This is a genomic window from Corynebacterium atrinae, from assembly GCF_030408455.1.
Classification (GTDB): domain Bacteria; phylum Actinomycetota; class Actinomycetes; order Mycobacteriales; family Mycobacteriaceae; genus Corynebacterium; species Corynebacterium atrinae.
On the sequence record NZ_CP046977.1, the window covers coordinates 1,619,811 to 1,640,642 of the forward strand.

Below are 20,832 nucleotides of genomic sequence, written 5' to 3' on the forward strand. Positions count from 1 at the left end.
CATTACAGGGTGCTCATCAGTGTTCGGTCTTCCTTACAATGTCGGGTCCGGCAGCGATTGCTGCGAGGTACGCACTTACGTGACCTGTGTCCACGGCCGTGGACACTCGGAACGCCCGCCCGAAGGCGCGACGCTGTTCCGCTAGCTCCAGTGCGGTCACGCTGGGCGTGATCCAGGCTCCCCGGCCGGGGAGTCGACGAGAGGGGTCCGCCACGAGCCGCCGCCGATATTCATCCTCAGGATCGAGGACGATGCGGAGCAATTCAGTGTCGGGTTTGCGCTCTCGGGTAGCGATGCAGGTACGGATACGGATCTCGCGGGGATCGCGGTTCTCCGTCATTCGTCTCCTTCACATCGCAGGCTGCACTTAGGCCAACGAGTAGCTTACGCCATTTTCTTCCGGAATTGAACTCTTTCATTCCTCAGCGCGCCAAGTGCAGCCCGATGAGCGGGTTAGTCAGCGTCTGAGTGGATGTCGATCTTCCACCCCGTCAGACGAGCTGCGAGGCGGGCGTTTTGCCCTTCGCGGCCGATCGCCAGGGACAGCTGGTAGTCCGGGACGGTCACCTTGGCCGTTTGAGCTTCCTCATCGGTGACCTCGACTCGTACAACCTTCGACGGGGCCAAAGCACTCCCGACGTAGGTGGCGGGGTCTGTGGAGTAGTCGATGATGTCGATCTTTTCACCGGCAAGCTCGTTCATGATGTTGGTCACGCGCTGTCCGCGCGGGCCGATGCAAGCACCCTTGGCGTTGAGGCCTTTGACGGTTCCCGAGACGGCGACCTTAGAGCGGTGGCCGGCCTCGCGCGCGATGTTGATGATCTCGACGGAGCCGTCGGCCACCTCGGGGACCTCGAGTTCGAATAGTCCGCGGACTAGCTCTGGGTGGGTGCGCGACAGGTTGACCTGCACGTTGCGGGGGCCCTTGTTCACTCCGACGATGTAGGCCTTGATGCGGTCGCCGTGCTCGAGCTTCTCACCGGGAATCTGCTCGGCGGGAAGGAGAATGCCGTCTTGGGGGTCGGTGTCCGTGCCCAGTTGGACGATGACGATGCCGCGGGAGTTGGCGGTGACATCGCGCTGAACGACACCGGAAACCACGCGGCCTTCGAATTCTTGGTATTCGTCGAAGGCCCGGCCGGCTTCGGCTTCCCGCAGCTTGGCGACGATCGCGTCGCGCACCGCAGGTGCGCCGAGTCGAGCAAAGTTGTCGGGGGTGTCGTCGTGTTCGGAGACAACGTCGCCGTTGTCATCCAACTCGCTGACAATGATGGTGACGGAGCCGGATGCGGTGTCGATATCGACACGGGCGCGGGATTTGTCGTCCTCGCCGCGGTACTCGCGGTACGCGTGGATCAGTGCGCCGCCGATGGTCTGCAGCAGTTCCTGGACCGCAATGCCTTTATCTTTCTCGATGGCCTCGAGTGCTCGCAGATCAATATTCACTTGTTATCCTCTCGCCAGGCTTGAGCCTGTTCACTGTCCAAACCGGTGAGCTCAAGTTCGGCTTCCGGCGCTTTCGCGAATTCAATTTCTACCACCGCGGGCACCGATTCATCCAATTGCCACACGCGCATCTCTGGGTGCTTCTTCACGGTGCGGACCAGAACTACTTCGTCCTCGGCGTCGTTGAGGGCGCCGATGCGCCACTTCTCCCCACCGAGGGAAACCAGACGGTGGCGGTTGCGGCGCCAGTGCCGCGGCGCGGTCAACGGCGTGTCTACGCCCGGCGTGGACACCTCCAACGTGTACCCGGCACCGAGATTAATCTCCCCGCGGTCCTCCGCGGCGTCGAGAAGCGCCGAGATCTCCTGCGAGACAACTTCCAGCAGGTCGAGATCGGGGCGGTTGTCAGCATCGAGTCGGATCCCCACGACCGACTTCTTGCCTGCGCGCGTGACCTTGATGTCTTCGACATCGAGGCCGTGCCGCTGGGCAATGGGAGTGATCAAGGTGCGGAGTTGTTCAATACCGGGGAATGCCATGGAGTCCACCCTATCGCGAGGCGGTAAGTTGTCGGATGTGAACCGTCGCCTGTCTATCGCCCTCGTCACCATCGTGCCCCTGCTCGCTTCCTGCACCATCGATGACATCGCGACGGTGTTCGGCCCCTCCCCTAATCCGGAACTGGTGCAATTGGCCAATCGCGCTGCCGCCGACGGCCGCGATGAGGAACTGGCAGCGCTTGAAGCTGAGATTGCCCGTCTGTGCGGGACTCACGCCGATGGAACGGCCCCCCAGTCGTGTGCCTGGGAACTAGAACCGGAGAAGGCTCCCAGCGGAGACGGGCTTTCCGTGATGATCGATGGAATTGGGAAGGCCCCCGCCGAGTCCCGCCCCCTCCTCGTCAGCCTTGCCGTCGACCAGGCGATCAACGTGAATCCAGGGAACGACTTCCCAGTGGACGTGGACATCAAGGCTGATGCCACGTTGGTGCGGGAGATGCTCATGCAGGAATACGCTGCGGAATACGCCATCGGGGTGGCGAACGCACTGGGTGACCCGGCAGACGTCGATAAGCTCCGGGCGGCCCACCAACAGCGGATCCTCCGCCTGCAGGAATTGCTGGCACCGTATGAGGTAGTGCCGGTCGCCGAGCCGGGCTACGAGTTAGCCGAAGGCGAGGCAATGCCGTCCATCAAGGACATTGAGCGCAACCTCGAGCAAGAATGGATGGCATCAGCCGTGGACGCGAAGACCACCGCGTGGCGCGACTGGGCGGTTCGCGGGGCTGCCAGCACACAATTGTCAGTACAGGATTCATAAGCTCGCCGTAGTGCGCGGGTAAAGTTCCGAAGGTGACCTCTTCAACCGCCCGCGCTTTCCGCTGGCTCACCCTCCTCCTGCTCGCCCTCGGAATGGGCGTCATCGCCCTGGGGGCCGCACAGCAGCCGTCCTCCCCCACCGCGATGCTTCCCGACGACGCCGAGTCGACCCAGGTCGCTGCGATCCTCGCGGAGCGTCCCGGCGACAACAGCAACGAAGCCATTGTGGTCTTCACTGCTAACGAGGGCTCGCGCCTCGACCTGGCGGCGCTCGCCCCGCGGGCCGCGGAACTCGGGGGACCGCTCATCCCCAACCAGGACCAAACCGCCGCCTTGGTTCCGGTCGAGGTGTCCTCCGATAGCCTGCTCGACAACGTCGCCGCGGTGACCGACTTGCGCACCCAGGCCGCCGAGGGGTTGCCGGATACGGTTACCGCCCAGGTCACCGGCCCGGCCGCCATCGACGCCGACCTCTCGGGAGTCTTCGAGGGTGCGAATGTCATGCTGCTAGCTGTCACCGGCATCATCGTGGCGGTATTGCTCATCGTGACCTACCGCTCCCCGATCCTGTGGATCATCCCCATCGTGGTCATCGGTATCGCCGACCGCGTCGCTGCCACGGCCTACACGTGGATTCTAGACGCCGTCGGGGCGAGCTGGAATGAGTCCACCGGCGGCATCCTCTCCGTCCTCGTTTTCGGCGCCGGCACCAACTACGCGCTGTTGCTCATCTCCCGCTACCGGGATGAACTGACCAAAACAGAGGACCGGTTCCAGGCCATGGCGGCCGCGTGGCTGCCCACCGTGAAGACGGTCTTCGCCTCCGGCACCACCGTCATCATCGGCGTGGCCTGCCTCCTGCTGTCCGCGGTGCCCACGACTCGCGGCCTGGGCATGGCGTCCATGATCGGCGTAACCATCGCGATGATCTTCGCCATGTTCGCCCTCCCCGGGGCCCTCGTGCTGTTCAACCGGTGGATCTTCTGGCCCAAGGCTCCCGTAGTCGGCGAAGAAACCCAGCATAAGTTCTGGGATCGGATTGGCGGTGTGGTTCGCCGTCGCCCCATGCCGGTGGCCGTTGGCGCCCTCGCGCTGTTGGGAGTCGCCTGCCTTGGCGCACTACAGATCCAGACGGGTCTGACCCAGTCAGATCAGTTCATTGATAAGCCCGAGTCCATTGCGGCGGCCGAAGCATTGGAGCAGGCGTTTCCGGATCAGCAGGCAACGCCCGCGATCGTTGCCACCCACGACGCGGCTGCCGCTACCTCTGCGCTCGAGTCCGCGGGCGCCAACGTGGCCCCGCAAGACGCCGTGGCTGGGTGGGATATCCTGCAGGTGTCCGGGCCGGACACCGCCGAGCTGCGCGAGATTCTCTCCGGCACCGATACCCTCGTCGGCGGCCAGAACGCTGAGCTTTACGATCAGGAGCAGTCCGCGTCGGATGACCGGATACTCATCTTCCCGCTCATCCTGGCGCTCATTTTCGTCGCGCTCATGGTCCTGCTGCGTTCGGTCCTTGCACCACTGATTATGACGGCCTCGGTGCTGCTGACCAACATCGCGGCACTCGGCCTGGGCTGGTGGATCTCCACCACCGTCTTCGGCTTCGAGCGTTTCGACGGCGCCACGCCCCTCTACGCCTACGTCTTCCTCGTTGCGCTGGGCATTGATTACTCCATCTTCCTCATCACCCGTACCCAGGAGGAAGCGAAGGTGCACGGCACCAAGGAGGGCGTACTCAAGGCGCTATCCTCCACCGGCGGCGTGATCACCTCGGCCGGCATCCTCCTTGCGGCAGTCTTCGCGGCACTGGGCATCCTGCCGCTGGTGGTGCTCGCTCAGGTGGGCATCGTCATCTTCATCGGCGTGCTGCTGGACACCCTCATCGTGCGAACGATCTTGCTGCCCGCGATCGTGCAGATGTTGGGTGACAAGATCTGGTGGCCCAGCCGCTAGCCGCGCACCAGCTCTACGACGCGGGCGACGGCATCGGTGGCGGGAACCTCGAAGGTCTCGCCGCCCCGCACTCGCACCTCGACGATGCCATCGGCGAAGGAGCGACCAAGGACCACGGCGACGGGCATGCCCAGCAGTTCGGCATCCTTGAACTTGACGCCGGGGCTGACCTTGGGACGGTCGTCGAAAAGCACTTCGAGGCCCGCGGCATCGAGTTCGGCGACGATGGCGTCGCCCGCTTCCAGGGCGGCGGAGTCCTTGTTCGCCACCACCACGTGCACTTGATACGGGGCGATCTCCATGGGCCAGTTCAAGCCCTTGTCATCGTGGCGCTGCTCGGCGAGCACAGCCATGAGGCGGGAGACGCCGATGCCATAGGAGCCCATGGTCGGGATGGCTCGCTTGCCATTCTCGTCGAGGATCTGCACATCGAAAGCCTCGGTGTACTTGCGGCCCAGCTGGAAGATGTGGCCGATCTCGATGCCGCGCTCCAGGGTCAACGTGCCCATGCCATTCGGAGCGGGATCGCCCTCACGGATTTCGGCGGCCTCGATGAAGCCATCCACCTCAAAATCGCGGCCAGCGACGAGGCCGACGACGTGGCGGTTGGGGGCATCGGCGCCCGTGATCCACGCGGTGCCCGAGACGACTCGGGGGTCGGCGAGAACACGAACCCCGTTTGCGGCGAGTCCGCGCGGGCCAACGTAGCCCTTGACCAGGAAGGGATTCTTCTTGAAGTCCTTCTCCTCTGCCAGCGCAACGTCGGCGGGCTCGAGGGAAGCCTCGAGGCGCTTCATGTCTACCTCGCGGTCGCCCGGCACGAGAACACCGAGGAGTTCGCGCTCCTCGGCGCCCGGCTCCAGGACCGTAACCACCAGACACTTGAGGGTGTCGGCGGCCGTGACCGGGCGGCCCTCGATCTCCACGCCAATGGTGTTGGCCCAGTCCACGAGGGTGGCGATGGTCTCCGAATCCGGGGTGTCATGCTCGACCGCCTCGGCCAAGCCTTCAATGGGCCGCTCGGTGCCCGGCTGGGTCACCACCGCCTCCACGTTGGCGGCGTAATCGCCGTCGGTGGCGCGCACGAACGTGTCCTCGCCGTTGGGGCTGAGCGCAAGGAATTCCTCCGAGGCCGAGCCACCCATCGCACCCGAGGTTGCCTCACAGATGGCGTACTCCAGGCCCAGGCGGTTGAAAATGGCCTGGTAGGCGCCCCGGTGGACTTGGTAGGACTGCTCCAAACCGGCGTCGGTCATGTCGAAGGAGTAGGAATCCTTCATCACGAACTCGCGCCCGCGGAGGATGCCCGCGCGGGGACGCTCCTCATCGCGGTACTTCGTCTGGATTTGGTACAGGGTGACGGGGAAATCCTTGTAGGAGCTGTACAAATCCTTCACGGCGGTGGCGAACATTTCCTCGTGCGTCGGGCCGAGGAGCATGTCATTTCCCTTGCGGTCCTGCAGGCGGAACAGCGCGGAACCGTACTCGGTCCACCGACCCGTCTTCTCATAAGGATCACGGGGCAGGAGTGCGGGGAACAGCAGCTCTTGGCCGCCAATGTTGTCCATCTCCTCGCGGACGACGTTTTCGATCTTGCGCAGCGTGCGCAGGCCCAGCGGCAGCCAGGAGTAGACGCCGGGCGCGGCGCGGCGAACGTATCCGGCCCGGACGAGGAGCTTGTGGCTGGGCACCTCGGCGTCGGCAGGATCTTCGCGCAAGGTGCGCAGGAACAGCGAGGACAGACGTGTGATCATGAACGGTAACTCTACCCGGTAGCCTGATCGTCATGCTGATTGTGTTGCCCCCTTCGGAAACCAAAGCTCACGGTGGGTCCCATCCGCCTTTGGACCTGGATTCTTTGTCGTTTCCGAGCTTGAATCCGGCTCGCGACTCCATCATCAGCCTCCTCGAATCCATGCCTGTTGACGAGGCTATGGGTGTGCTCGGTATCTCGGAGAAACTTCGGCCGGAAGCCGAATCCAACCGGTCGCTCCGCACGTCCCCCACCATGCCGGCACTGCAGCGCTACACCGGAGTGCTTTTCGACGCCCTCGATGCCCCGTCCCTGCCACCCTCCGCGTGGCAACGCCTCGCCGTCGGCTCGGCACTGTTCGGGGTCGTCCGGGCAGGTGATCTCATCCCGCATTATCGCTTGTCGGCGGGCACGAAGTTGCCCGGTCCCGATGGCGTCGCTGTCACCATGAAGGCTCGCTGGGGCACCACAATCACCGAGGCCTTGGCGTCGGAAAAGTTGCTCGTTGACCTAAGATCCGGCGCCTACCAGCAATTGGGCCGGGTACCCGGCGCGGTGACGGTGCGGGTGGAATCAACTCAGCCGGATGGTTCACGGAAGGTGGTCAGCCACTTCAATAAGCACTACAAGGGTGAGCTGGCCCGGGTGCTGGCGTTGGCGCCGGATGAGCCGGAGTCAGTGGAAGACATCCTCGCGATTGTTCGGGCGGCTGGCATGGAGGTGGAGCACACCTCGCAGACGGTGCTCACCGTGGTGGTCTAGTCGCCATTTCCCAGCTAGGGTGGAATTTATCAATTTATCAAGGAGTCGCTGTGAAGAACCCTTTCCGCCCCACTTTCGGCGCCAGCCCGTACTACTGGGCCGGACGCCGCGTCATTCTCGATGAGTTCGCCCGCGCCATCGACGGCTACCCGGGAGACCCCACCCGCAGCCTCATCATTGATGGCGCCCGCGGCATCGGCAAGACGGTCCTCCTCACTGAACTCGAAGATATCGCCGCCCAACAGGGCTGGATCGTCCTGCGCGCCACCGGCCGCCACGACATGATTCGCACCCTCGTCGAATCCACCATCCCCATGAAGATTCGCGAGCTCGCTCCCCCACCCGGCCGCAAAGTCACGGGTGTGAGTATCACCGGCCTGGGCAGCGTGGACACCGAACTGACCCCCGGCGTCGATCCCACTCCCACCCTGTCCTCCCGGCTGCGCGACCTGCTTGGGCTGCTCAGCGGAGCCGGCGTCCTCATCACGGTCGACGAGGTTCAAGATGCCGATCCCGATAACCTCAGCCACCTCGCCGTGGCCTACCAGGATCTCATCCGCGACAACCTCGAAGTTTCACTCGCTATGGCGGGCCTCACCCACGGGGTCAATCGGCTCCTCGACCTACCGGGCACTACCTTCCTGCGCCGTGCCCGCCGGTTTGAGCTCGGCCCGCTCACCGACGACGATGCCCGCGCCACCCTCCTCGCTACCGCCGAGGGCTCCGGCCGACCCTTCGACAACGCCGGGGTCGACGCCGCCGTGCACCTTGCCCAGGGCTATCCCTACTTGGTGCAGCTCGTGGGCTATCTCGCGTGGAGTAGCTCCGGAGGAACCATCACCGCAGAGGACGTGTCTGTGGTACGCCAGGATGCGGTCCTGACCATGGGGTCCCAGGTTCATGCACCCTCGCTCAAGGGCGTGCCGCCAGCGCAGATCGCCTACCTCCGGGCGGTGGCCGACCTCATCGGCGATGAGGAATCGGTGTCCTCGTCGGCCGTGGCGGAAGCCGTAGGCAAACGCCCGAACGAGGCAACCGACACCCGCGGAAAACTGCTAGACCGGGGTCTGATCGAGTCACCTTCATGGGGGCAGGTGTCCTTCACACTCCCCTACTTGGCGGAATTCCTGCGCAGCAATAGACGAGTTACCCGGGTCAACTGAATATCTGTTTCAAGTAGGTCAGTCAAACAATTCTAGCTCTCCAAGGTCCCCTATCCTCATGCATTTAAGAGTAGCGACGTCATCTAGGATTCTCTCTTGTCCCCTCCACCACGCGGAGCCCAGTCTCTGCGTAAGCACTACGGCCTACAGGAATATGGAATGCCTTCTAAAAGCGATTTGGTTGATAATGCCGCAAAACTCTTTACTTACCTCGCCCGACTTCAGGAGATGAGAGAAAAACGCATTTCTGACCTTGAGTCCTACAAGGAAGACGGAAAGGTCATCTGGCTTCAAAGCTTGCCGCATCATGATGCCGTCAGTGTCAGCGATGTCATAACCGAATACGAACCAGTCCTTACAGTTGACCGAGTTACTACAGCTGAACCGCAGTTGCCGCCTCCCGACATCAGGGAGTACTTGAATGGCCCGTGGGACGACCCCGAGAGCCGGCCGACTGTGCGTCCGAACGCAATCGAAGACGTCCAATATCGCGCGCACGAATGGCTGACCGTCTGGGACTTCTCGGCGAAGAAGGAGCTTTCAAATCGACCGATACGCAAGCTCTACGCTGATCTCTTCCAGCTGCGTAGGGACATGGAGAGAGCTAGCGAGTCTTTCGAGTTAGTCTTCGCTTTTGGCCTCTTGACCTGGCTACCCGCAGGAAGCAGTAAAGTTCGTCGTCACATTTTTACAGTTGGAATTGAAGTGGGCTTCGATGACGTTTCCGGACAAATCTCCGTCACCCTCACCGATTCTCACGCAGGGATTCGAACCGAGCTCAACATGCTCGAACCGAGCATGCATGACGCATCCCTCCCCAGCCGACTGCAGACCCTAGCGGAGACGAATGAAGTTCTGGAGATCTCCGCAGGCTTCTCCCAAGAGATCGGGGTACCAACCGCTAATCTTCTAGCTACAAACGGAGCGTACGTGGACACGTCCTCCATTCCGGATGCCCAGGCCTACCCTCAAGTCTCCTACTCACCTGCAATCATCATGCGGAAAAAGGGGCAGCGTGGCTACACTACTGCCTTCGACCGCATCGCCGAGCAAATCCAGCAATCCGGTGAAGTACCTGCGGGCCTCATCACCATGATCGATCCAGATCAGCCACCCTCTACCGTCCGAGACTCCCGCCCTGGTGCACTGCTTGAAGGCAAAGACAACGAAATCTTTAGCCCGCTCCCGCTCAACCGGGAGCAGGAGATGGTTCTCGAACGTGTTGACACGAATGCTCAAACCGTCGTCCAGGGGCCTCCCGGGACCGGAAAAACACATACCGCAGCAGCTCTCATCACCCATCTCTTGGCTCAGGGAAAACGAATTCTCGTCACCGCACACACGGAGCGTGCGCTATACGAAGTTCGGGGAAAACTCCCCGAAGAAATCCGCGACCTCGCTGTCTCAGCCATCGGTCACAGCACATCCGAGATGGCCGAATTGAACGGATCAATCCACAAGATTGCTTCTTCGTCCGAAGACTTCGATCTCCAAGAAAACCTGGCATTGGAGAAGCAAGAGCGACACAAGGTTTCCAAACTACTGAGCGAACGAGAGCGGATGACTAAGAAGCTAGTAGATGCACTGCTGGACGAATCAACGTCGCAACAAGTAGGAAGCTATCGCGGAACGAAACCGGCGCTAGTTAGACGCTATTTTGACGACGCAGAAAAGTACCGCTGGATACTCCACGGAAATGGCCCCAAAACGAGCACCTCCCCGCTCCAGAACGGTGAAGCAATCGAGCTACTCCAGCTCTTGCGCGACGATGCTTTGACCTTTTCAGTTTCTGAATTTAAGCTGACGCCCAAAGATCTTCCGACTCTCATGCCTTTAGAAGAGTTCACTGAAGCAGCTAATCATCTTTCCCAACTGAATAAGTCCATCTCACTTTCACCATCCGTACACTGGGCAGACCTAGCTAAGTCCATTTCTGAAATTCCTCGGGAAACAATTGAGCAGCTTCATTCAGACCTAATTCGCCTTCTCCACCAAATTGAAGCCATTGAATCAGCAGGCATCGATTGGCGAAACAAGGTGTTACGTGAGGTCATAGCTGGCTCCGGAGACCGATGGATTTCAATCGTCCGTGACATCGACTCATCTACGAGGCGTGCTCAAAAGATACTCAGATCTTGCGGAAACGTACAGATAGAACCAGCCGACGGCCTGGCGAGATATTCACATCAAGCTGCCGAACTCAGTGAATACGTGGCATCAGGAAATGTGATCCGTCTAAAGCCCGACGGAACTGTCAAACTCCCGCTACTCTCCCGTGCAGTTCTCAAAAACAACATGTCCCTGCTGGAGTCAGTGCGAGTCGATGGCCGCGTACCCACGAGTGCCGAAGATTACGCTCTTTTACAGAACCATATTCAATTCGAGACAGCTATCACGCAGGCTGAAAGTCTAATCGCCGCAGTGCGACCCGTGCCTGCGGCACAATCTCCACACCACCGGATAAGCGAAGCGCGCCAAACCGTCGAGCTATTGCAGCCAGCCATCGATCTCGGTGTGGAGATTGTTAAACTTAACAAACACGTAGAAAAACTACTGCTCCGGACGATTTCCTGGAAATCCCCTGGCGCGGTGCGTAGCTACGCGGAGGCCCTACAGCGGCGAATCGCCGAGCTAGACATCAAAGATGCAAAAGTTCCTTTTCAGGAGCTGTCCAGATCTCTGTACGTGGCGCTTCGCACTCAGCAGCAATACCCTGAGTGGATTACTCTTCTGCTTTCTGCTGTCAAAAGTCGAGATACATTGGCCTATTCTGAGGCTCTTCGAAAACGAGAAAATATTGTTCGAGATATTGACACGGTCAAACGAAGGGAGAGTCTCAGCTCTCTCCTCAACCAGTGGCATCCAGTACTAGCAAAAGAAGTGATTGGTGACCCCAACAGCCTGAAGTGGGACGAGCAACTCTCCACTTTGGAGAATGCGGCTGATTGGGCCCATCTGGGCGTCAAGATTCAGCAACGGGGCAGTATTGACGCCAACCGCATCCAGGACGAGATTCGTGTCATCGACGAAAAGCTCCATGAATCCGCAGGAGAACTGGCACAACTTCGGGCATGGCGTGAAGCCGTTCACCGCCTCACCCCAACCGCTCGAGCTCGCCTGACCCATTATGTCCAAGAGACCCGGCGACTCGGCAAAGGAACTGGAAAGTATGCTTCCGAGCAACGGGCCTCAGTTCGTCGCGCTCTCGATGCTTGTAGGGAATATGTTCCTGTGTGGATTATGCCCCTTGGTCGAGTAGTTGATCAGGTGAGTTTGAACGAGAACTCCTTTGATGTCATCATCGTGGATGAGGCGTCGCAGGCGGGTATGGAGGCCACGTTCCTCCAGTACCTTGCGCCACGGGTCGTGGTGATCGGCGATGACAAACAAGTGTCTCCCAATACAATTGGCACCAGCCTTTTGGAAGTTGATAGCTTAGCTAGCCAGTATTTGAAGGGTATTCCTTTCAAGGATGCGTTCGCAAATCCTAATCGATCTTTCTTCGACGACGCAGTTATGCGTTTCTCCGGTCGAATAACGTTGAAGGAGCACCGTCGGTGCGTTCCTGAGATCATTAACTTTTCCAACCTCATCGCATACGAGCGGGAGAATATTCGTCTCGAGCCAGTGCGGCAGGTCGGGAGGGACCGGTTAGACCCCTTCAAGGTTGTTTACGCTGAGGGGGGTTTCACAAGAGGCACTACGGATAGCCTGCAAAATGAGGTGGAGGCCCAGGCAGTAGTTGATCTGGTTGCAGCGTGCGACAAGGATGCGCGATATGAGGGCATGACTTTTGGCATCATCTCTTTGACCGGCAAAGGCCAGGCCAGGAAGATGCAACAGCTCGTTCAGCAGCGTTTTTCGCCTAACATGATCGAATCCCGGGAACTCATGGTTGGTGACGCATCTGATTTCCAGGGTGCCGAAAGAGATGTGATGTTCCTTTCCATGGTCGCATCACTAAGCGGCGAGCGCAGAGTCGCCGCCCTGACTCGAGATTTGTACGTCCAGCGATACAACGTTGCCGTAAGCCGTGCAAAGGACCAAGTCTGGCTCGTTCATTCCCTTCGACGCTCGGACGTGCACACCGAAGGTGACATGCGCCATGAACTGCTCGAATATGCCTATAACGTAGCGTCTAGATCAACATGCCAACTCGAGGCATCCCAACCTGTGGATGAGAGGAGTCACGTGGAACCATTTGATTCTCTCTTTGAACAGCGCGTTTACAACCAGATTTCAGCGAGAGGCTATTCGATCACACCGCAAGTGCCAGTAATCGGTTACCACATTGACCTTGTAGTCGAAGGTGTAGATCAGAGAGTCGCTGTCGAGTGCGACGGAGATCACTGGCATAGCGGTGATGCAATCAGGCAAGATCTAGTGCGGCAGAGGAATCTTGAACGTGTTGGTTGGACGTTCTTTCGAGTCAGGGAATCAGACTTCTATGCGGACACCGCCGGATCGCTGGAGCCACTTTGGCAGCTTCTGGACGACAAGGGTATCGAACCTTTCGCCGATTCCAGCGATTCGGGAGAATCGCCCAGTGGAAATTTCTACCGGGTTGCCCGTGATGGATCTATCGAGCAACTATCTGGGCCGGGCGACGAGCTCACTGAAGGACTCAAGGTTATTTCCACCATCCCGACTTGCGCGCTGAAGTCCGCCGACTCTGCGCTTTAAACCAACGTGGAATAGGGTGATTTCGAGCCGCATGCCTCTTCCACAGGAAAGAGAACTACTCGTCTGACCGCCATCTGTTCGTGCTCTGTTCACGGAGGTGGACAGAGCCGCTTCAGGGGAGACCAGTTCTGCCACGAAGAAGCTGTCCCGATCCAAGGAGTGCTGAGGCAGACCCAGCTATCCTCCCGGCGCGCGAAGGTGCCAGGGCGAAGTTGTTGGCGAAGTTCCCACTGGTTGTTCCTGCCACGACGAACATGCCCTCGAAGTAAAGAATGGGATGGGCGTTATCAGAAATTGAGACGCGACTTTTATCATATTAGTTCGGAAGCCCCCGAGCCTGAATCCGATCAATAGCCCCCACCACCGAGCGGCAAGGTTGACTCATCTCACACCGGCGGCTGTTCACTGCCGGGGTGAACTCTGGTGCGCGCTTCGATAGTGATGAACTCCCTCGCTCGGGTCGCGTCTTCGGCAAAAGTACATCAGGCGCACCCGCGCTCGGTGCGGGTGAACTAGCGGAACAAGCTGCATGAGCCACGACCCCACGAGGGTCAGGACAACCGTCACGGCAATGGCGGCACCAGTCAACGGCACCACATCACTTAGTCCGCCGGCAGTGGAGATCGCGGTGGAACCGAGTGACACAGCCCGGGTGATCAACGCCTGTGGGACGACCCACGCCAACGCGGATACCGACTGACTCGAACTAATCCCCAGCGCAATGAACACGCCCACAAACCCGAGCGCGACGGAGGCGGCGAAACTGGGGATGAGTGCCGAAATGAGCGACTGCAGCACCACCAGCGGGATGGCGCACAGCACCCCCAGCACCGCGACCACTGCCAGCATGGGAGGCACAGCTCCCGGCACCTGGAGGAGCAACCCGGCGGCCACGATGCCCGCAAACATGATCGCCTGCATCGTCGCCAGTAGTGGCACAACGGCCAGGGTCTTGGCCACCAGCAGCCGACGCATGCTTACCGACGTCGCTGTGAGGTTCCAGGAGTTCGTTTCCGCCCGCCAGGCTACCGCCACCAGTAGTGACACCCCCACGGAATAGAAGAAGAGACCGTAGAACAGCACCACCTGGGAGGCGAGGGATTGCCATCCCGCGGTTAACACTTCTGTGTTGTTCTGGTAGTTCATCGACCCGCTGAGGACCGCGAGCACCGGCAGGATAACGGCGACCAGCCAGGTCGAGGAGCGCTTGAGCTTAAGCAGCTCGGCAGCAAGAACTTGGGTCATGTCAGTTCTCCTTAGTGGAGTTCAGGCGCCGCAGGACGACAGTGAGCACCACGAGCGACAGAGCGGCGGCACCGAGAATGGTCAGCCAATCGGGCATGACGTAGTGGATCCCGGCCTCGTCGCCGTCAGAGACGGTGGCCGGGATGATCATGGCGTAGTAGCTCCACGGCACAAGCCTGGCCATCCACACCGGTAGGAACAGGCAGAACAAGGCGATGAAAGAGCCGAGCGCGCCTGCTCCGATACTGATCAGCTGGTTGTCGGTCACGGCGGCCAGCACCACGTGACCAGCCAGGAAGACACCATTGACCAAGATCACGCCCGCGAGGTACATCAGCCAATAACCCGGCGCGCCAATACCGCCCGGAACCAACAGAGCGACGAGAGCCACTTCGACTACGACAGCCACGGCCGCGAGTGGGGCGAGGGCGGCCATCTTGGCCAGGAGCAGGCGGCTGAATCCGGTGCCGATCGTCCCGTACAAGGTCCACCCCGCAGCAGTGTGCTCCATATCGACGACGCGGCTGGCGATGATCGCCATGAACAGCGGGCCCACGAGGCTGGCGATCATCCCCAATCCCAGGAGAATGGTCGCCGAATCTGCATCTTGAGCGGAGGCCGCCGATGCTGCCTGGGTCCAGCCGACGACGAAGAGCACCATGAGTGCCAGGAGCCAGCCGACCTTGAGCCGCCGCATTTTCCGCCATTCCACCCGCACCAAAGTCATAGGAGTGCCCCCTTGGTGAGGTTCATGAAGACGTCCTCCAAGCGCTGGACCTCGCGCCTGACTTCGAAGATGTCCTCTCGGGCGTCGACAAGCTCTGTGACGCGGCGGGCCACCGCCTCGGCGGTGAGACCGGGAACCGTCGTCGTGCCACGGGAGGTGACGAAGACGGTGTCGGGGATGCTGTGGCGCATGAGTTCTTCGCGTGATCCTTCGAAGAGGAGGGTGCCTTGCGCGATGATTCCGATGCGGGTGGCGATGCGTTCGATTTCATCGAGGATGTGCGAGGAAATCATGATGGTCACGCCCTCACCCGCGAGCTTCACGATGAGGTGCCGGATCTCCTCGATGCCCGCCGGGTCCAATCCGTTGATCGGCTCGTCCAGCACGAGCAATTGTGGCTGCCGGGCAAGCGCGAGTGCGATCCCCAAGCGTTGTTTCATGCCCAAGGAGTAGCCGCGCACCAGCTTGTCACGGTGGCGAGTCAGGCCAACCAACTCCAGCGCACGCGCGCACGCTTTCTCGTCGAGGCCGAGCAGATGACGCTGGATATCCAGGTTTTCCTGGCCCGTCAGATGCCCATACCCAGCCGGGTTCTCAATGAGCGAGCCCACGTGCGGCAGGATCTTTCCCCGATTGGCATCATTCATCTCCATGCCCATAACCGTCACCTGCCCCGCCGTCGGCCGGGTCAACCCGAGGATCATCTTCATGGTGGTCGTTTTCCCCGAGCCGTTCGGCCCGAGGAATCCATAAATCGATCCGGTGGGCACGCAGAGGTCAAGATGCTTGACGACGCCCACCCTCCCGTAGGTTTTGGTCAATCCTTGCGTCACGATGGCAGTGTCTCTCATGCCCTCACTGTCGCAGCCCGGGAATGCCCCTTTCATCCACCCTAGGGATGAATGAGCAGCTCATCAACGCGCACCAACCCGCTGCGATACGCCCGCAGCACGGCATGGACGCGGTCCCGCGACCCGGTTTTGAGCAAGATGTGACGCACGTGGGTCTTCACCGTGGACATGGACACGAACTCCTGCGCGGCGATCTCCTCATTGTTATATCCCAGGGCGATGAGCCGGAGAATGTCGCGCTCGCGGGCAGTGAGGTCGAGCTCCTCCTGTTTCGCGTCGCCCTGGAGCTGGCGCAGCACGCCCGCCGTGACCTTCGGGGACAAAATCGCGTTGCCCTCAGCGACCGTACGGATGGCGTGCAGCAACTGCTCCGGTTGGGAATCCTTGAGCAAAAACCCGGAGGCACCGGCGGCGATCGCCCCGGAGACAAACGCCTCGTCGTCGAACGTGGTGAGCATGATGACCCGAACATGGTCATCGCCCACGAGGAGCTGACGCGCCGCGGTGATCCCATCGACGTGCGGCATCTGCACGTCCATGAGCACGACATCAGCTGCTTCGGTGAGCAGCTCAGCGCCGTCGCCTGCCTGCCACACCACAGTCAAGTCATCCTGAGAATTAATGAGGAGGGCGAACCTCGCCCGGACCAACGGCTGATCATCCACCAATCCGACCCTGATCACAAGGGCACCTCCACGGCGACGGTGAAATGGTCCGCTGTTTCCTGCACACGGACGACCCCGCCGAGGCCGCGGACGCGCTCGGTCATGCCCACGAGTCCGTAGCCAGGGGTTCAGTCCACCGGGGAGGGCTGGGAAGGATTGGAGGCGACGATGCGCAGGCGCCGAGACATGGCCTCGAACTCCATCGTTGCGGGGCCGTCCGCGTGGCGAAGGATATTGCTCAACATCTCCTGAACCACCCGGTAGACGGTGAATTGAGCCAGTTCCCCCATCTCCGCGCTTTCGACTGCTTCGTCCAATCCGCGGACGCTGATCTCCTGCCCGGCGCGGGTCGTCTCGGCGATCAGGGCCCTCAGATCCGCGATTCCCGGAGCCGCCAAGGCAGCGCGGGAGGAGTCAGTGCGAAGGACCGTCAGCAGGCCACGCATGTGCCCGAGAGCTTCCCGCGACTGCGCAGAGATGGCCTCGAGCGTTTCCACCGCCACGTCCGGGTCCTTCTTGGCAGCAAACCGCGCCCCATCCGACAACGCCATAATTCCCGACAAACTGTGCGCGACGATGTCGTGCATCTCCCGCGCAATGCGAGTCCGCTCCATCACCTGGGCCATCTCCGCTCGTTCCTGGAGCACCGCTATGTCGCGGTAACGGTCGCGCGTTCGCCTGCCCAACAGCCAGAAAAAGCCGAGGACGATCCAGGTTCCCGCCGTCGCGACTATCGCCACGCCAACCTTGGGCTCTCCCGCCATCCCTCCGAGGAGTCCCCCTTCCACCGGCACGCGGAAAACGGCGGTGAACATGGCACTCCCGACGCCGACCAGAAGCAGTGACAACCACAGCCGCCGCCAGGTCGGCGGGGAATACGCGCTGGCTACATAGGAGACGTAGAGGACGGGAATAACGACTTCAAATGACTGGCGGAGATCGGAGAATCCGAGGCAGATAGCAAGGCACACCGCGACCACGGCAATGGACGCGTCACCCCACCGGGGATGAAACAGCACAGCGATTGTGATGATCAGCAGCAGGGCCACGGCCAACCACCGCATCTGCCCATCCAGCCGAGTAATGAGCGTGTTAGTAAAGAGCAGGGCGCACGCGATGATTCCGAGCACCCGCGCGGGATGCCCTACCAGGTGGGTGGCCGAGCTGGTCATGCACCCAGCGTAGAACCCCCACCCGACATGTCACCTCATCCCTGGGGATGAGAGCGCACAGTCCGAGCGATGGCCAGGCTCACAGTAATGAGCCCGATGACAGTCAGTCCCGCTCCCACCATCGTGGGGCTACGGAATCCCCAGCCAGCGCCGATAGCCGCGCCCGCGAGACTCACCCCCACCGTGTTGCCCAGGTTGAAGGCGGCAATATTCGCGGCCGACGCCAAGGTGGTGGCTCCCTGAGCGTGGCGCATGACGCGGGCCTGCAACCCCGGGACCGTGGCAAAACCAACCGCACCCATGAGTGTGAGTAGGACCGCCGTCACCCACGGGTTCCCTGCTGCGAGTCCCAAGGCGAGGATGACGATCGGAAGCAGGATCGACAACATCAGGACCGCCTTATCGGGATCACGGTCTGCTGCCCGGCCACCGAGGACGTTGCCGATGAACAGGCCACCACCGAAGAGCACCAGCAGCCAGGGGATGGCTGCGGCAGAATAGCCCGTGACATTGCGCAGGAGGGGTTCGATGTAGGTAAAGACCCCGAACATGCCGCCAAAGATGAGAGCAGTGGTGACCAAGGACGACAACACCTGAGGCTTGGCCAGGGAGGCAAATTGCTGCCGGACGGGCAGTTGATTTTGCTCGGGATCCGTATGCGGAACGAGCGTTGCCATGCCGATGAGGGCGATCACGCCAACGACGCTGATGAGCCAGAACACCGCACGCCATCCCCACTGCTGGCCGATGAAGCTGCCCAAAGGAACGCCGAGCACATTCGCGACGGTGAGCCCGGCGAAGAGGATCGAAATGGCCGAGGCCTGCCGGGCGGGTGAGACCAGCGAACCGGCTAAGACCGCGCCGATTCCGAAATACCCGCCGTGGGCGAGGGCTGCGACGATCCGGCCGGCAAACATCACCTCGTAGTTCGGTGACCACGCCGAGAGGACGTTGCCGACGACGAATAGCGCCAACAGTGACACCAAGGCCACTCTCGGCGCCCGGCGCATGAGAAACGGCGTGAGGACGAGCGCGCCGGGCACCACGGCGAGGGCATAGGCGCCGACGAGGTGTCCTGCGGCGGGGATAGAAACGTTGAGGTCAGTGGCAACTTCCGTAAGCAGGCCCGCGATGACGAATTCGGTCAGGCCGATACCGAAGCCGCCCACGCTGAGAGCAAGCAAGGCTAGTGAGGTCCGAGAACCCCGGACTGGGGTGGTGGCCCCCACGACTGCCTTTGTGTCGATGGTCATGAGTGGTTTTCACACTTTCCATAGGTCGGTGAGTGACCTGCGCCGGGCTGGGTTGCCGGCGCAGTTCACGATTGCCATGCCACTATCGGCCCCCGGAGTAAAAGCAGCCAGCACCCTGTTGTGCCTAGCATCGGCGTGCCTAGCACTCGCAGGGATAGGCTAAGCGCGGGCGAGCACGGCACCATAGAGCCATGGAGGATTTTCCGGAAGTGTCCAATCCAGCACGCACCCACGAATCACGAGCCGAAGACCTCGGAGAATTTCTCCGTTCCCGGAGGGATCGGCTCACCCCCGACGACGTCGGGGTGCCGTCTTACGGTCGCCGCCGGGTAGCGGGCCTGCGGCGCGAGGAACTCGCCCAACTCGCCGGGGTTTCGGTCACGTACTACACCCGTCTTGAGCAAGGTCAGTCGCAGAACGCCTCCGATTCGGTCATCGAATCGTTAGCGCGCGCCCTGCGTCTCGATGCCGATGAGACCGCTCATCTATTCACCCTCGCCCGGCCGGGCATGGTCAAGACCCGGCCCATCCCCTCCAAACCCGAGCGGCCCTCCCCCGGCGCGACCAGACTTCTCCAGGCCATGGAGTCCGTGCCGTCGCTGATCCTCGGCCGTCGCAATGACATTCTCGCGTGGAATCGGGCCGGGCATCTCCTCTTGGCTGGGCACCTCGACGTTAACGCCCCCAGCGTCGACGACGATCGCCCCAATCAGTTGAAGATGCTCTTCCTCGACCCCCATACCCGTGAGCTGTACCGCGATTGGGAGTCCGAAGCCGCGCTGTCGGTGTCATCCCTTCGCTATGTCGCCGGGCAGTTCCCCGATGACCGTCGCATGTACGAGCTCATTGGGGAGCTCAACGTCCGCAGCGATGACTTCGCCCGCCTCTGGCTACAACACACGGTCCAGCTGTGTACGAGTGGCATCAAGCGGCTGCATCACCCCGAGGTCGGCGACCTCGATCTAGATTATGAGATCCTTCACCTGCCCGATGGTGACGGCCAACGCATCCTCACCCACTACGCGGAACCCGGTAGCAGCTCACACTCGGCCTTGCAGTTGCTTCTCAACTCTTGAACAGCGGCTACAACCCAGCGACCTCGCCGATGACGTACACGGCCGGGGCCTGCACGTCTTCCGTCTCCATCGTGTCCGCCAGCGTGCCCAGTGTGCAGCGGAAGCTGCGCTGGGCGGCCTTGGTTCCCTCCTGAATAATCGCGGCAGGAGTGCCCGCATCGAGCCCGGCGGCCATGAGCGCCGCGGCGATGGAACGGGCGTGGCGCACTCCCATGATCACCGAAATCGTGCCCCCGGCGTGCGCGAGAGCCGACCAGTCCACGAGGGATGACCGATGCCCGGGTGGCAGGTGCCCGGACACCACAGTGAAGGAATGCACGACCCCACGTTGGGTGATGGGAACACCCGCGGCACCGGGAACGGACACCGCGCTGGTCACCCCGGGCACCACCTCGCAGGGGATGCCTGCGTCGCGGCACACCTCCAGCTCCTCGAACCCGCGCCCAAACACGTACGGGTCGCCGCCCTTGAGCCGCACGACCTTCTTCCCGGCGCGCGCGTGCTCAACAATGAGCTCGTTCGTCCTCTCCTGCGTGACCTGCCGCTCATACGGCAGTTTGGACACATCAATGATCTCCTTACCCAACACATCGATGAGCCGGTCCAGCTGATCCGTCGGTCCCAGGTGGTCGGTGAGGATGACATCTGCCTCCCGCAGCGCATTCGCCCCACGCACGGTGATGAGGTCCCATGCCCCCGGGCCACCGCCGACGAGGGTCACTCCGGGCACAACGTTGCTTGATTCCATGGTCGGAAAGTCT

The 20,832-nt window shown here is 61.3% G+C and carries 17 protein-coding genes; 6 read left to right on the plus strand and 11 right to left on the minus strand.

Annotated features, from left to right (window positions below):
* Window positions 1–16 precede the first annotated feature (16 nt).
* From CATRI_RS07950 to rimP, 3 genes are all read right to left on the minus strand, one after another.
* On the minus strand, window positions 17–340 hold the full coding sequence (locus CATRI_RS07950; RefSeq protein WP_290216388.1) for a YlxR family protein: 324 nt from the start codon (window positions 338–340) through the stop codon (window positions 17–19).
* A 113-nt stretch (window positions 341–453) separates the two neighbouring features.
* Window positions 454–1,446: a transcription termination factor NusA gene (gene nusA / locus CATRI_RS07955; protein WP_290216391.1), complete on the minus strand. Its 993-nt coding sequence runs from the start codon at window positions 1,444–1,446 to the stop codon at window positions 454–456.
* On the minus strand, window positions 1,443–1,985 hold the full coding sequence (gene rimP / locus CATRI_RS07960) for a ribosome maturation factor RimP (protein ID WP_290216393.1): 543 nt from the start codon (window positions 1,983–1,985) through the stop codon (window positions 1,443–1,445). Before rimP ends, nusA begins: the two co-directional genes overlap by 4 nt.
* Between rimP and CATRI_RS07965 the strand changes: the two genes are divergently transcribed.
* Window positions 1,984–2,766 (plus strand): hypothetical protein, encoded by a 783-nt coding sequence (locus tag CATRI_RS07965; protein WP_290216395.1) that lies wholly within the window; start codon window positions 1,984–1,986, stop codon window positions 2,764–2,766. The two genes, rimP and CATRI_RS07965, sit on opposite strands and share 2 nt — an antisense overlap.
* 32 nt (window positions 2,767–2,798) lie before the next feature.
* Window positions 2,799–4,721, plus strand: coding sequence for an MMPL family transporter (locus CATRI_RS07970; RefSeq protein ID WP_290216397.1), 1,923 nt, complete (start codon window positions 2,799–2,801; stop codon window positions 4,719–4,721).
* Here the strand turns inward: CATRI_RS07970 and CATRI_RS07975 are convergent.
* A complete protein-coding gene (locus CATRI_RS07975) occupies window positions 4,718–6,475 on the minus strand; it encodes a proline--tRNA ligase (RefSeq protein ID WP_290216399.1) in 1,758 nt (585 codons plus the stop codon). The two genes, CATRI_RS07970 and CATRI_RS07975, sit on opposite strands and share 4 nt — an antisense overlap.
* A gap of 32 nt (window positions 6,476–6,507) precedes the next feature.
* Here CATRI_RS07975 and yaaA point away from each other — a divergent pair, with 32 nt between their 5' ends.
* The 3 genes from yaaA (at window position 6,508) to CATRI_RS07990 (ending at window position 13,082) form a co-directional block, all read left to right on the plus strand.
* Window positions 6,508–7,236 carry a peroxide stress protein YaaA gene (yaaA, locus tag CATRI_RS07980; protein ID WP_290216402.1) on the plus strand — a complete coding sequence of 243 codons (729 nt, stop codon included), beginning with the start codon at window positions 6,508–6,510 and terminating at the stop codon, window positions 7,234–7,236.
* A 50-nt stretch (window positions 7,237–7,286) separates the two neighbouring features.
* Window positions 7,287–8,399 carry an ATP-binding protein gene (locus CATRI_RS07985; RefSeq protein WP_290216403.1) on the plus strand — a complete coding sequence of 371 codons (1,113 nt, stop codon included), beginning with the start codon at window positions 7,287–7,289 and terminating at the stop codon, window positions 8,397–8,399.
* Between the two features lie 159 nt (window positions 8,400–8,558).
* On the plus strand, window positions 8,559–13,082 hold the full coding sequence (locus CATRI_RS07990; protein ID WP_290216405.1) for a PDDEXK-like endonuclease domain-containing protein: 4,524 nt from the start codon (window positions 8,559–8,561) through the stop codon (window positions 13,080–13,082).
* 402 nt (window positions 13,083–13,484) lie between these two features.
* On the opposite strand, the gene CATRI_RS07995 is transcribed toward CATRI_RS07990, so the two are convergent.
* The 6 genes from CATRI_RS07995 to CATRI_RS08020 all read right to left on the minus strand — a co-directional run bounded on the left by CATRI_RS07995 (window position 13,485) and on the right by CATRI_RS08020 (window position 18,995).
* Complete coding sequence (locus tag CATRI_RS07995; RefSeq protein ID WP_290216408.1) at window positions 13,485–14,327, minus strand: ABC transporter permease; 843 nt, start codon at window positions 14,325–14,327, stop codon at window positions 13,485–13,487.
* Window position 14,328: 1 nt separating this feature from the next.
* Entirely contained in the window at window positions 14,329–15,054 is a 726-nt protein-coding gene (locus CATRI_RS08000) for an ABC transporter permease (protein ID WP_290216410.1), read from the minus strand.
* Window positions 15,051–15,905 carry an ABC transporter ATP-binding protein gene (locus CATRI_RS08005; protein WP_290216412.1) on the minus strand — a complete coding sequence of 285 codons (855 nt, stop codon included), beginning with the start codon at window positions 15,903–15,905 and terminating at the stop codon, window positions 15,051–15,053. The genes CATRI_RS08000 and CATRI_RS08005 overlap by 4 nt, the downstream gene beginning before the upstream one ends.
* 41 nt (window positions 15,906–15,946) lie before the next feature.
* Window positions 15,947–16,588: a response regulator gene (locus tag CATRI_RS08010; protein WP_290216414.1), complete on the minus strand. Its 642-nt coding sequence runs from the start codon at window positions 16,586–16,588 to the stop codon at window positions 15,947–15,949.
* A gap of 110 nt (window positions 16,589–16,698) precedes the next feature.
* Entirely contained in the window at window positions 16,699–17,742 is a 1,044-nt protein-coding gene (locus CATRI_RS08015) for a sensor histidine kinase (RefSeq protein WP_290216416.1), read from the minus strand.
* A 35-nt stretch (window positions 17,743–17,777) separates the two neighbouring features.
* Window positions 17,778–18,995, minus strand: a complete 1,218-nt coding sequence (locus tag CATRI_RS08020; RefSeq protein ID WP_290216418.1) for an MFS transporter — start codon at window positions 18,993–18,995, stop codon at window positions 17,778–17,780.
* Between the two features lie 191 nt (window positions 18,996–19,186).
* On the opposite strand from CATRI_RS08020, the gene CATRI_RS08025 reads away from it, so the two are divergent.
* Window positions 19,187–20,071, plus strand: a complete 885-nt coding sequence (locus CATRI_RS08025; protein WP_290216420.1) for a helix-turn-helix transcriptional regulator — start codon at window positions 19,187–19,189, stop codon at window positions 20,069–20,071.
* A gap of 7 nt (window positions 20,072–20,078) precedes the next feature.
* Here CATRI_RS08025 and cobA read toward each other — a convergent pair whose 3' ends face one another.
* Window positions 20,079–20,819: a uroporphyrinogen-III C-methyltransferase gene (gene cobA / locus CATRI_RS08030; RefSeq protein ID WP_290216422.1), complete on the minus strand. Its 741-nt coding sequence runs from the start codon at window positions 20,817–20,819 to the stop codon at window positions 20,079–20,081.
* Window positions 20,820–20,832: the final 13 nt, after the last annotated feature.

Bases quoted from the DNA above. Each gene is read 5' to 3' on its own strand.
- CATRI_RS08000 (WP_290216410.1), bottom strand. From the start codon at position 15,054: ATGACTTTGGTGCGGGTGGAATGGCGGAAAATGCGGCGGCTCAAGGTC.
- CATRI_RS08005 (WP_290216412.1), bottom strand. From the start codon at position 15,905: ATGAGAGACACTGCCATCGTGACGCAAGGATTGACCAAAACCTACGGG.
- CATRI_RS07995 (WP_290216408.1), bottom strand. From the start codon at position 14,327: ATGACCCAAGTTCTTGCTGCCGAGCTGCTTAAGCTCAAGCGCTCCTCG.
- CATRI_RS07990 (WP_290216405.1), top strand. From the start codon at position 8,559: ATGCCTTCTAAAAGCGATTTGGTTGATAATGCCGCAAAACTCTTTACT.
- cobA (WP_290216422.1), bottom strand. From the start codon at position 20,819: ATGGAATCAAGCAACGTTGTGCCCGGAGTGACCCTCGTCGGCGGTGGC.
- CATRI_RS08015 (WP_290216416.1), bottom strand. From the start codon at position 17,742: ATGACCAGCTCGGCCACCCACCTGGTAGGGCATCCCGCGCGGGTGCTC.
- CATRI_RS08020 (WP_290216418.1), bottom strand. From the start codon at position 18,995: ATGACCATCGACACAAAGGCAGTCGTGGGGGCCACCACCCCAGTCCGG.
- CATRI_RS07950 (WP_290216388.1), bottom strand. From the start codon at position 340: ATGACGGAGAACCGCGATCCCCGCGAGATCCGTATCCGTACCTGCATC.
- CATRI_RS08025 (WP_290216420.1), top strand. From the start codon at position 19,187: ATGGAGGATTTTCCGGAAGTGTCCAATCCAGCACGCACCCACGAATCA.
- CATRI_RS07965 (WP_290216395.1), top strand. From the start codon at position 1,984: ATGGAGTCCACCCTATCGCGAGGCGGTAAGTTGTCGGATGTGAACCGT.
- CATRI_RS07975 (WP_290216399.1), bottom strand. From the start codon at position 6,475: ATGATCACACGTCTGTCCTCGCTGTTCCTGCGCACCTTGCGCGAAGAT.
- rimP (WP_290216393.1), bottom strand. From the start codon at position 1,985: ATGGCATTCCCCGGTATTGAACAACTCCGCACCTTGATCACTCCCATT.
- yaaA (WP_290216402.1), top strand. From the start codon at position 6,508: ATGCTGATTGTGTTGCCCCCTTCGGAAACCAAAGCTCACGGTGGGTCC.